Here is a 12,623-nt window from a genome sequence, read left to right on the forward strand (position 1 = left end):
GCTGGCTGTACTAATCGTAGTATTCCGTATCCGCTTGAATCAACTCCACATCAGGGTGATTTTCCACGAACCGGATCACTGTCTGAACCTCTTTTTGCAAAAAAGACATTTCATTAGCAACGGCAGCGATACCCAATATGGTACGCTGCCACTGCTCGGGGTAAGCCATCTCAGATGCGGAGACATTGAAACGGTTCCGCATCTTTCCAATCAAGCTCTTGACGATGGCTCTTTTCTCTTTCAAATTTTGACAAGCGGGCAGAAACAGTTCGATCTGCACACTCGCAATCATTATTGTTTCACTTCCACCATCACGAAGGCTTCGACGACGTCGCCCACTTTGAGATCCTGGAAGCGCTCCAGTGTCAGACCGCACTCGTAACCTGCGGCAACATCCTTCGCATCGTCTTTAAAGCGTTTCAGCGTATCCAGCTTGCCTTCGTAGATCACGATGCCTTCACGGATGAGGCGAGCACCGGCATCGCGGCTCAGCTTGCCTTCTGTTACGTAGCAGCCTGCGATGTTACCCACTTTGGATACTTTGAACACTTCACGGATCTCGGCTTGACCGATGATGTTTTCTTTATAGACTGGATCCAGCATACCTTTCAGCGCTTGCTCGATCTCTTCAATCACGGTGTAGATGACGCGGTGCAAACGAATGTCGATCTTCTCTTGCTCCGCCATGTTGCGTGCATTTGGCTCAGGACGAACGTTGAAACCGATGATGATCGCGTTGGATGCATTTGCCAAAGTCACGTCGGACTCGGTAATCGCACCTGCACCTGTGTGAATGATCTTCACACGAGTACCGTTGACGTCGATTTTTTCCAAAGCACCACGAAGGGCTTCTACAGAACCTTGTACGTCTGCTTTCACAATCAGGTTCAGCTCTTTGATGTCGCCTTCCTGAATTTGTTGGAACAGGTCATCCAAGGATACTCGAGCACTTTCACGACGTTCGGATTCGCGCTGCTTGGATGCACGGGCTTCCCCGATCGCACGAGCTTTCTTCTCGTCTTCGAAGACGCGGAACTGATCACCGGCTTGTGGTACATCGTTCAGACCTGTGATTTCTACCGGAGTAGAAGGACCTGCTTCTTTCAGACGACGGCCTTTGTCGTTCACCATCGCACGGACACGTCCGAATGCCGAACCGACAACGATCGGATCCCCTACGCGCAGTGTACCTTGCTGAACGAGGATCGTAGCGACAGGACCGCGGCCTTTATCCAGCTCGGCTTCCACGACAGTACCGCGGGCACGTTTGTCTGGGTTCGCCTTAAGTTCTTGTACTTCGGATACCAGCAGGATGTACTCCAGCAGTTCCTCGATACCCGTACGCTGTTTTGCAGACAATGGTGAGAAAATGGTGTCGCCGCCCCATTCCTCGGCAACCAGTTCGTACTCAGTCAGCTCTTGCTTGATGCGATCGATGTTCGCTTCTGGTTTATCCACTTTGTTCACCGCTACGATGATCGGAACATTCGCTGCCTTCGCATGGCTGATGGCTTCAATGGTCTGTGGCATCACGCCGTCGTCAGCTGCTACAACCAGGATGGTGATATCCGTAATTTGGGCACCACGAGCACGCATAGTGGTAAATGCCGCGTGACCAGGAGTGTCCAGGAACGTGATTTTCTTGCCTTTGATCTCAACTTGGTACGCACCGATATGCTGCGTGATACCGCCGGCTTCCCCAGCTACTACGTTTGTAGAGCGGATCGCATCCAGCAAAGTGGTTTTACCGTGGTCAACGTGACCCATGATCGTAACGACTGGTGGGCGCTCCATCAAGGTTTCAGGAGCGTCAACTTCTTCCAGCGTTTCGAAGTTTGTCTCGTCAATGATGATTTTTTCTTCCACTTCTACGTTGTACTCAGCGCAGATGAGCTCAATGGCTTCTTTCTCCAGGTATTGGTTAATGGTAGCCATGATACCCAAATTAAACAACTTTTTGATGATTTCCGCAGGTTCCTTGCGCAGTTTTAACGCCAGCTCATTCACTGTCAGAGAATCTGTGAAAGTGATTTTTGTAGGTGGCTCCAGAACTGGACGCTGCTGTTTTTGCGGAGCGCGGTTGTTGTTGCCTCTGCGGTTGTTTTGATTGCGGTTGTTGCCGCCGCGGAAAGGCTGGTTTTTCTTATTGTCCTCAAACGTTTTTTGGGTTTGTGGACCTTTTTTGATTTTCTCGCGCTTTTCCATGCCTACATTCGTAGGAAGTTTTACCTTATCTTCAAAATCCTCTCCTGTACGTGGTTCTGCAGGAGTGCTGGCAGCAGCTTGATTTTGCGGACGCTGCTGATTTTGATTTTGCGGTCTCGCTGGTCGTTGCTGTTGGTTTTGCGGCTGTGGCTTGCGGTCATTCGGCTTTGCGGGTTGACTTCTCATATTGTTTGGTCTTCTCTCCTGATTCTTCCCCTGATTTTTTCCCTGTTGAGGACTCTGCTGATCGGGACGATTGGCATTTTGGCTATTCCCCGTTGGACGATTGCTGTTCGGGGTGCTTCCTCCGCGATCACGGTCGGCCGGACGGTCCTTACCTTGTTGCACGGATTGACCTTGCCCTGGCTGCGACTGGGGACGGGATTGTCCTCTGGATTCGTTCTGTCGACGTTGATCGTCTGCTTGTTTCGGTCTGGCATCACTTGGCGCAGTACGCTGTTCTGGCTTTGCGCCAGATCGGAGCTTTGCCATGTGATCCTCGATCTTCTTGATCGTGCCTTCTTCCATGATACTCATATGATTTGCTACTTCTATATTCAATCGCTTTAGCAAATTGAGGATTTCCTTACTGCTCATGTTGTGTTGTTTGGCATATTCATACACACGTGTCTTCAAATGGACTTCACCCTTTCGTGAGTTAGGTGAGCAGACGTTGAATGCTTTCGGCCAATTTCCCATCGGTTATCGCCACGGTAACGCGCCCATCTTTTCCGATTGCGTGCCCAAGTTCGTGACGGTCCCCAGTGGTTACACATGCAACACCGTAATAGGAACATTTATCTCTTACTTTTTTGGCAGTATTATCAGATGCATCAGCTGCTAGCAATACCAGCCTGGCCTGACCACTGCGTACGCTAGCTAGGACGAGTTCCTCACCGGTAATTACTTTTCTCGCTCGCATCGCGAGTCCGAGCAATTGCGCAGCTTTTGGGATCATTGTCCCATCATCTCCAGCCATTTTTCACGAAACGCATCGTATTTCTCTTGGGTGATGGACATATTCAGTGCGCGTTCCAGCACTTTTTTCCATTTTCCCGAATCGAACGTATCCGGCTTCAGACAGCTATCCTGCCGACAAACATAAGTTCCACGGCCCGCCGCCTTTCCGGTCAGATCGATCACGATCTCTTCCTCGGGCGTCCGAACCACGCGGATTAATTCCTTTTTCGGAAACATTCCCTGGCAAACGATGCATTTACGCAAAGGTATTTTTTTTTGCTTCATGATTATTCGATGTCAGCCCCTTCATCGCCCTCTGCTGCTTTTGGATAAGCGATGCCTTCTTGATCTGCCTGGGACTCACTCTTGATATCGATCTTCCATCCAGTGAGTTTGGCAGCCAGTCGAGCGTTTTGACCGCGCTTGCCAATCGCCAGAGACAATTGGTAGTCAGGAACGATTACACGCGTCACTTTTTCTGCCGCATTCACTTCTACGTGGAGAACTTTTGCTGGGCTCAGTGCATTGGCCACATATTCAGCTGGATCTTCTGACCAGCGAACGATATCGATCTTTTCACCTTTCAGTTCGGTGACGATCGTCTGTACGCGCATGCCTTTTGGACCAACACATGCACCGACAGGGTCTACGTCTGCATTAATCGAATGAACAGCGATTTTGGAACGATCTCCGGCTTCACGAGCGACGGATTTGATCTCCACCACGCCATCGTAAATCTCTGGAACTTCCAATTCAAAGAGTCTCTTCAAAAGACCTGGGTGGGTACGGGATACCACAATTTGCGGACCTTTTGTTGTTTTTTCTACCTTGATGATATATGCCTTTACGCGGTCTTGGGACTTAAACTCTTCGGAAGGCATTTTTTCCGTGATGGGCATAACCGCTTCGGCTTTGCCCAGATCGATGTAATAGTTGCGTGCATCCATGCGTTGTACGACACCTGTGACGATATCGTCTTCACGCTCGATGAACTCGCTGTAGATCAATCCGCGCTCCGCCTCACGAATGCGCTGGGTCACGACCTGCTTCGCCGTTTGCGCAGCAATCCGCCCAAAATCACGAGGGGTTACTTCAATTTCAACAATATCGTCCAAACGGAAATTTGGATCAATTTCCTGTGCCGCCTCCAAAGAAATCTCCAGGCGCGGATCCAGTACTTCCTCTACTACGTTCTTACGCGCGTATACACGCACGGTACCCGAATGACGATTTACATCCACCCGCACATTTTGGGCCGAGTTGAAGTTACGTTTGTATCCAGAGATAAGAGCCGCTTCGATGGCTTCAATCAGTACGTCTTTGGTGATGCCTTTCTCTCTCTCAATGGCTTCTAGAGCCTCGATAAAATCGCCGTTCATGACTTTCGTTGCCTCCTCCTTTACTTACCACCGGCCTTGACTATTAAAAGACGATTGCCATCCGAGCCGTGTCAATTTGTTCAAGTGTGATCACATACGTCTTCTTTGGTTCCTTTACAGTCAGCTTGCCGTCCTCAAAGGATATCAGTTCGCCCTCGAACAGGCTGGCTCCTTCTATTGGCTCTTTTGTCGTGATGTGAACGTGCCTTCCAACAGCCTTCTTAAAGTCTTTATCTTTTCTCAGCGGACGCTCTGCGCCCGGTGAAGACACTTCCAAGAAGTATGCAGTAGGGATCGGATCCGACTCATCAAGTATTTGGCTCAGCTTCTCGCTGACAAGGGCGCAGTCATCGATGTCGATGTTGCCAGTTTCATTGTCGATAAACACGCGCAGAAACCAGTTGCTGCCTTCCTTTTTGTACTCAATGTCAACCAGTTCCAGACCCAATTCGTCAACAATGGGCGTGACCAGTTCGGTGACGATGTCCGTTACCTTGCTCAAGCAAGTACCTCCTTCTCGTATGAACCCTGAGGTGTAGCCAGAAAGAAAGAGTGGGTTTCCCCACTCTCGATCTGCCATGCGTATAAAACCAGTATTTCCAAAAAAATTATAGCATAAGCGCCCTCCGCTGACAACCTTTGGATGAGCAGCGCCCGCTTGACAGCGAATCAGAACAGGGATAGCTGATTGGATTCAGGCAGCCCTTTCAGCGCTCCCTGCTCTTCCAGGTACTCCAAAATGGTTTTCGAGATCTTGGAGCGAGAGAGCAAGTCTTCCTTGGATAGGAACTCACCCTGCGCTCTGGCTTCCACGATGCTGATGGCGGCATTGGTACCCAATCCCGGAAGCGCGTTGAACGGCGCAATCAAAGAATCGCCATCGATCAAGAAGCGTGTCGCGTCAGAAGCATACAAATCGACATTTGCAAAACGGAAGCCGCGCTCCACCATCTCAAGCGCCATCTCCAGAACTGTCAGCAGCGATTTTTCCTTCGGCTGCGCATCGTGTCCTTTGCCCTCGATTTCTTCGATTTTTTGGCGAATCGCTGCAGAGCCTTTCACCATCAGCGGAATATCAAAATCATCTGCCCGTACAGTGAAGTAAGTCGCGTAAAATTCCAGCGGACGATGCACCTTGAAGTAGGCGATGCGGACAGCCATCATCACGTAAGCGGTCGCGTGCGCTTTTGGGAACATGTACTTGATCCGCTGGCAGGACTGGATGTACCACTCGGGGACATTATTATTGCGCATCTCCACCTGATCGTCCTCCGGTACCCCTTTTCCTTTCCGCACGGACTCCATGATTTTAAATGCGCGCGACGGCTCCAGTCCTTTGTAAATCAAATAGACCATGATGTCGTCACGACACCCGATAACATCCGGGAGCTTACACGTACCATTGCGAATCAAGTCTTGCGCGTTGTTGAGCCATACGTCCGTTCCGTGCGACAGTCCGGAAATCTGCACAAGCTCGGCAAACGTGGTCGGCTTGGTATCCTCGAGCATTTGACGAACGAACTTGGTACCAAACTCAGGAATGCCCAGTGTTCCCATATTCGTGCCAATCTGCTCCGGGGTAATACCCAGTGCTTCTGTCGAGCTGAAAATGGACATCGTCTTCTTGTCATCCAGCGGAATGGTCTTCGGGTCCATCCCCGTCAGATCCTGCAGCATCCGGATGACTGTCGGATCGTCGTGACCCAGAATATCCAGCTTGAGCAGGTTGTCATGGATCGAGTGGAAGTCGAAATGTGTCGTGCGCCATTCTGACTCGTTATCGTCTGCCGGGAACTGAATCGGGCAGAAGTCCTCGATTTCCATGTAGTCCGGCACAACGATGATCCCCCCCGGGTGCTGTCCCGTCGTGCGTTTGACGCCCGTACAGCCATTGACAATGCGTGCGATTTCCGCATTGCGCAGGGTCATCTTGCGCTCATCCGCATACTTTCGCACATACCCGTACGCCGTCTTTTCCGCTACGGTACCGATCGTCCCTGCACGGTATACATAGTCGGCACCAAACAGTTCCTGGGTGTATTTATGCGCGCGAGGCTGATAATCACCCGAGAAATTCAAGTCAATATCCGGAACCTTGTCACCTTTAAAGCCCAGGAACGTCTCGAACGGAATATCCTGTCCATCCTTCGCATAGCTCGTCCCGCAAGACGGGCATTCTTTATCCGGCAAGTCGAAACCAGAGGCGATCGAGCCGTCTGTGATGAATTCGCTGTGCTTGCAATTCGGGCAACGATAATGCGGCGGCAGCGGGTTTACCTCGGTGATGTCGGACATCGTAGCGACGAAAGAGGAGCCTACCGATCCCCGCGAACCAACGAGATACCCATCTGTCAGGGATTTCGTCACCAAACGCTGGGAAATCAAATAAATCACGCCGAATCCGTGCTTGATGATGCTGTTCAGTTCTTTTTCCAGTCGGTGCTCCACCAATTCCGGCAACGGATCTCCATAGAGACGTTTCGCTTTGTCGTAGCACATTTGGCGAAGCTCATCGTCAGCCCCTTCGATGATCGGCGTATACAGCTTGTCCGGAATCGGGCTGACATCTTCAATCAGATCGGCAATCGCATTTGTATTGGTTACGACGATTTCGTGCGCGGTCTCCTCCCCTAAGAATGAGAAGGCCTCCAGCATCTCATCAGTCGTATGCAGGTAGAGCGGCGGTTGATTGCCTGCCGTTGGATCCCCCTTGGAAAGCAGGAAGACATCGCGGAAGATTTCGTCCTGCGGATTCAGGAAATGCACATCTCCTGTCGCAACGACCGGCTTGCCGAGCTCTTTGCCCATCTCCACAATCATGCGATGGTAGCCCTTCATCGTCTCCAGGCTCGGGATCTCCTCATTGCGCAGCAAGGGAGAATAATGTGCGATCGGCTGCAGCTCCAAATAGTCGTAAAAGGCCGCTACTTCCTTCAGCTCTTCCGGAGATTTCCCCCGCAGGATGGCTTGCATGAGCTCCCCGTCTTTACATGCCGTTCCTATCAGCAGACCCTCTCTGTGCTTCGATAATTGGCTTCGTTGAATGCGCGGCCAGCGGAAGAATGTCTCCACATGGGAGCGGCTCACCAGCTTGTACAGGTTTTTTAGGCCCTCCTTGTTTTGGACAAGGATCGTTGCGTGGAAAGGACGCCCGCTTTTATAGTCGGCTTCGGCATTGCTCCGTTCATTCATTTCAGCGAGCGTCTTGATTTCAGCTTCCTTGATGTCCTTGAGCATTTGCTGGAACACATGTGCGAGGGCAATGGTATCATCCAAGGCACGGTGAGCGTTGATCAGCTCGACGTTGAATTTTTTCGCCAGAGAGCCAAGGCGGTAGTTCCGCATTCCTTTGTACATCATGCGGGCCAGCGGCAATGTGTCCAGGAAAGCGTTGTTCCATGGCTCCATGCCGATCCGTTTGGCACAAGCGTTGATAAAGGCTTTATCGAATTCCGCATTGTGAGCTACCAGGATGGCATCCCCCGTAAAGTCTTTGAATTTGCGAAGCACGACGTCGAGCGTATCCTTGCCTCGCAGCATCTCGTTGGTGATCCCCGTAATTTCGGTTGTTTTAGGTCCGATTTCCAACTGCGGATCAATCAGATCTGTCCATTGGTCGACGATCTCGGAACCTTTCATCTTGACAGCCGCGATTTCAATGATCGTATGCTCGGCAGCATTTAGCCCCGTCGTCTCCGTATCGAAAACCACATATTCGGTATGTTCATCTATTGTCATGTTATTTTCAGAAGTGAGATTGTACACGATATCAATGCCATCCTCGATGACGTAGGCTTCCATCCCGAGGATACACTTGATGTTGTTTTTCTTTGCGACGGAATAAGCTTCCGGGAATGCCTGCACGACCCCATGGTCCGTGATCGCAATGGCAGGATGTCCCCATTTCGCTGCTGTCGATACCAGTGATTTGACAGAGGCAACCGCGTCCAGCGCGCTCATGGGAGTATGGCAGTGCAGCTCCACCCGCTTTTCCTCGGCGGTATCGCGGCGTACCACTTGCTCGATCTGATTCAAATCATTGGCATTCATCACCAAATCTCGAATGAAGGTATCATGCTGCACGCTTCCTCGTACCTTTACCCACATGCCGTCCTTGAGGGCTTCCAGCATCTTGACATCTTCCTTGTCACGGGAAAACATCTTGACGGTAAGGGAATCCGTATAGTCGGAAATATTGAACGTCAGCAAATGGCGGCCACTGCGAAGCTCCTTGACCTCCACGTTAAACACGGTACCTTGAATCACGACGCGGCGCTCTTCATCCTGAATTTCGTTAATCGGAATGGGAGCATCCTTGATTTCATATCCCATCATGAGCGTCGTGATGGCTTCGGTCTTATCGGAAGCTTTGCTCTCTGCCGCTGCAGCTGTCATCACGACTTCCACCAGCGCGCGTTCTTCTTCGTTGCGCTGCTCGACGAAGGCCTTGTAAGCTTCATCGCTCTCTTCCGCGTGGAATGAGAATCGGGGAGATGTGTCCGTCACCTTTTGAAAGGTCGCTAACAGCTCATTGTCAGCTTTCTTTTTCTTCGCTACTTCTACCGTCATTTCAGTCGGCAGGTAGACTTTGATCTCTTGCTGCTCTACTTCCTTTCTCGCCGTTTTCATGGTTACTGCCAAAGAATTCAAAGCAGGCTCCACTTTTGCCAGAAGCAGATCCCAATACTCATCGACGATTTGATTCAGCGGTGGTTTTTGCCCATAGCGAAAGCTCGCATCCACCTTGGCGAGATGTGAAAAAGTCTGCGTCAAGCGCTGCGTAAAGGCGTGAAAGACATCCGCAGGCAGCATTTTCGGCAGAGTGAAGCGAAACACCCACTCCCGATTTTGCTTGTACAGCTCCAGTTTATCAATCTGTCCATCCAGAAAAAAACGCTCCACCCATTCCGCTGGCAGATCCATTTGTTTCACCAGCAGGGAGAAACGCTGTTTTTGCTCTTGTGTACGATCCACGGTTTTCCCACCCCCCAAGACAAGAAAAAGAGGTACTCCCATTTCCATAGGGGAGTACCCCGTAAATTTCGACAAAAACCCTCTTTATTCCTGCTACGAATTACTGACCAAAGAGTGCAGCACCGGTATGATCGACGCGAGCCAGCAGCGCTTTTACTTCAGCCGCGATATCGTCGAGCTGTACATGAACAGTTTCGCCCGTTTTGCGAACACGTACCTCTACGGTTCCTTCTTCCACAGCTTTGTCAGATACCGTAATTCGCAGCGGCAATCCGATCAAGTCAGCATCCTTGAACTTCACTCCTGCGCGCTCTGGGCGGTCGTCAAATAATACTTCCACGCCTGCCTTACGCAATACTTCAGTGATCTGTTCGCTGGTCTGACGCTGCTCTTCTACTTTAACATTGACCGGAATCACGTGCACGTGGAAAGGTGCCACAGCGACTGGCCAAATGATTCCATTCTCATCGTTGTTCTGTTCAATGACAGCCGCGATCGTTCGGGATACCCCAATTCCGTAGCAGCCCATGATCATCGGTTGACTGCGGCCATTCTCATCGAGGAAGGTTGCGCCAATCGCCTTGGAATATTTCGTGCCGAGCTTGAACACGTGACCCACTTCGACACCGCGTGCAAACTTGATAGCACCGCCAGTACGAGGGCAAGTGTCTTCTTCGGTGATATTCCGCAGATCCGTATAACGGGAAACGGTAAAATCACGTCCCGCCTCCACGTGTTGAAGGTGATAATCCGTTTCGTTGGCTCCTACCACGCCATCATGAACATCCTGAACATTGTTATCGGCGATGATTTCTACTTTCTCTCCATCAATGCCTACTGGACCTACAAAACCCGCTGGAGCACCTGTAACGGACAAAATGTCTGCCTCTGTCGCCAGCCCTACGAATGTCGCATCGTACAGGTTTTTCAGTTTGATTTCATTCAATTCGTGATCTCCGCGAACCAGTACCATGACGAGCTTATCATCTACGCGATAGATCAAGCTTTTCACGATCTGTTTAGCTTCGATCTTTAGGGCAGCAGTCAGCTGCTCGATCGTTTTGACACCTGGTGTATGGATCTTTTCAGCAGCAGGGGTTTCTGCCTCTGGCTTGGCAGCAGGGTTGTACACCACTTCTGCCTTCTCCAGATTCGCAGCAAAATCTCCCTCTTCCGAATAAGCGATGGTATCTTCCCCAATGTCGCACAAGGCCATGAATTCATACGTACCTTTTCCACCGATCGCACCTGCATCCGCTTCGACTGCGCGGAAATTCAGGCCCACACGAGTAAAGATGTTGGTGTACGCATCGTACATCGCTTGGAAGTTGCGATCCAGACCTTCTTGTGTCGTATCAAACGAATAAGCGTCTTTCATGATGAACTCGCGGCAACGAATCAAGCCGAAGCGAGGACGTACTTCATCACGGAACTTCGTTTGGATTTGGTACAGGTTGATTGGCAGCTTTTTGTACGAATTGATTTCATCGCGTACCAGGCTGGTAATGACCTCTTCGTGAGTCGGCCCCAGAGCGAAGGAACGGTCGTGGCGATCGCGCAAACGCACCAGCTCAGGACCGTAAACATCCCAGCGGCCTGTTTGGTGCCACAGTTCTGCAGGCTGCATGGCGGGCATCAGCAGCTCTTGAGCGCCAGCGTTGTTCATTTCTTCACGCACGATGGCTTGGATTTTATGCAGGGAGCGGAGTGCCAGCGGCAGGTACGTATAAATACCGGATGCCAGCTGACGTGCCATACCGGCGCGCAGCAGCAGCTTGTGGCTGGCAATCTCTGCGTCAGCAGGTACTTCCCGCAGGGTAGGAATCAACATTTGGCTTTGCTTCAACACGTGCGTGTCCTCCTTAATGCCTCACTATCTGTATGAAAAACCTCTAAAGCGGCCTGCTCAAAAATGAGAGACCGCGGTTTAGCGAAAGCTTTATACGGTTCAGAATTCATGCGCGTTTGGACCACGCGCTCCTGAACGCATCACCCTACGTGCGTAGGTTTTTGCTCCCCAACCATTTCATTGATTTCTTTCATCAATTCTTCAAACAGTTCGGTTTCCTTGACTTTCCGAACAATTTCACCATTGCGGAAAATCAGACCTTCACCGTTTCCACCCGCTACCCCTACATCAGCCTCACGAGCTTCTCCAGGTCCGTTTACAGCGCAGCCCATAACGGCTACTTTCAATGGAACCTTCAAGGTAGAGATCGCATCCTCTACTTTTGTCGCGAGCCCGATCAGGTCGATGGCGCAGCGGCCGCAGGATGGGCACGCAATCACCACTGGATCATTGTTGACGATATCGAGGCTGCGCAAGATTTGCTTGGCAACCTTGATTTCTTCCACCGGATCTGCAGTCAAGGACACGCGGATGGTATCGCCGATGCCCATGGACAGAACGGTACCGATCCCCACGGAAGACTTGATGCTTCCGGAGAATTGCGTTCCCGCTTCCGTCACCCCGACATGCAGCGGGTAGTTGCGTTTTTGAGCCATGAGGGAATAGGTCTGAATCATCGTCGGAACATCCGAAGACTTCAACGAAATCACGATGTTATCGTAGTTCAGATCCTCGAGTATCTCTACGTGGTCCATGGCACTTTCCACGATGGCTTCCGGTGAAGGATACCCGTACTTATCAAGCAACCGCTTTTCTACGGATCCGGAGTTTACTCCGATTCGGATCGGCACATTCCGTTCTCGGCAGGCCTCAACGACGCGTCTGGTCTTTTCTTTGGAACCAATATTCCCCGGATTGATCCGGATTTTGTCGATCCCGCTTTCCAGCGCAATCAAAGCGAGCTTGTGATCGAAGTGAATGTCAGCGACGAGCGGCAATGGGGACCGCTCCTTGATCTTTTTAATCGCACGCGCTGCATCTTCGTTAATGACAGCCAGTCGAACAATTTGACAACCTACATCGTGCAATCTTTGGATCTCGGCCAATGTTTTTTCAACATCACGCGTGTCCGCAGTCGTCATGGACTGAATGACTACGCTTTTTTGTCCCCCGATTTGTACGCCTCCGACAAATACCGGTTTCGTCTCCTCGCGCTTGTACATTTTGCACCATCCTTCATTTTGTCTGAATTCTAT

General features: G+C 50.9%; 9 protein-coding genes. All 9 read right to left on the bottom strand.

Features of this window, described 5'->3' with window-relative positions; genetic code table 11:
• Positions 1 to 10: 10 nt before the first annotated feature.
• Positions 11 to 292, bottom strand: coding sequence for a DUF503 domain-containing protein (locus JNE38_RS17690; RefSeq protein ID WP_092266703.1), 282 nt, complete (start codon positions 290 to 292; stop codon positions 11 to 13).
• Positions 292 to 2,841, bottom strand: a complete 2,550-nt coding sequence (gene infB, locus JNE38_RS17695; RefSeq protein WP_203254965.1) for a translation initiation factor IF-2 — start codon at positions 2,839 to 2,841, stop codon at positions 292 to 294. The genes JNE38_RS17690 and infB overlap by 1 nt, the downstream gene beginning before the upstream one ends.
• Positions 2,842 to 2,863: 22 nt before the next feature.
• The gene (locus JNE38_RS17700; protein WP_203254966.1) at positions 2,864 to 3,163 is read right to left on the bottom strand and encodes a YlxQ family RNA-binding protein; all 300 of its coding nucleotides are present in this window, start codon (positions 3,161 to 3,163) and stop codon (positions 2,864 to 2,866) included.
• Entirely contained in the window at positions 3,160 to 3,450 is a 291-nt protein-coding gene (gene rnpM, locus JNE38_RS17705; RefSeq protein ID WP_203254967.1) for an RNase P modulator RnpM, read from the bottom strand. Before rnpM ends, JNE38_RS17700 begins: the two co-directional genes overlap by 4 nt.
• Positions 3,451 to 3,452: 2 nt before the next feature.
• Complete coding sequence (gene nusA, locus JNE38_RS17710) at positions 3,453 to 4,544, bottom strand: transcription termination factor NusA (protein WP_203254968.1); 1,092 nt, start codon at positions 4,542 to 4,544, stop codon at positions 3,453 to 3,455.
• Positions 4,545 to 4,587: 43 nt separating this feature from the next.
• Positions 4,588 to 5,046, bottom strand: coding sequence for a ribosome maturation factor RimP (gene rimP / locus JNE38_RS17715; RefSeq protein WP_203254969.1), 459 nt, complete (start codon positions 5,044 to 5,046; stop codon positions 4,588 to 4,590).
• 167 nt (positions 5,047 to 5,213) lie between these two features.
• Positions 5,214 to 9,518 (bottom strand): PolC-type DNA polymerase III, encoded by a 4,305-nt coding sequence (locus JNE38_RS17720; protein WP_203254970.1) that lies wholly within the window; start codon positions 9,516 to 9,518, stop codon positions 5,214 to 5,216.
• Positions 9,519 to 9,618: 100 nt separating this feature from the next.
• The gene (locus JNE38_RS17725) at positions 9,619 to 11,364 is read right to left on the bottom strand and encodes a proline--tRNA ligase (protein WP_203357621.1); all 1,746 of its coding nucleotides are present in this window, start codon (positions 11,362 to 11,364) and stop codon (positions 9,619 to 9,621) included.
• A 143-nt stretch (positions 11,365 to 11,507) separates the two neighbouring features.
• Complete coding sequence (gene ispG / locus JNE38_RS17730; protein ID WP_203254971.1) at positions 11,508 to 12,590, bottom strand: flavodoxin-dependent (E)-4-hydroxy-3-methylbut-2-enyl-diphosphate synthase; 1,083 nt, start codon at positions 12,588 to 12,590, stop codon at positions 11,508 to 11,510.
• Between the last annotated feature and the right edge of the window lie 33 nt (positions 12,591 to 12,623).

Origin of the sequence: Brevibacillus choshinensis, from assembly GCF_016811915.1 — a bacterium.
In the GTDB taxonomy this organism is placed as follows: domain Bacteria; phylum Bacillota; class Bacilli; order Brevibacillales; family Brevibacillaceae; genus Brevibacillus; species Brevibacillus choshinensis_A.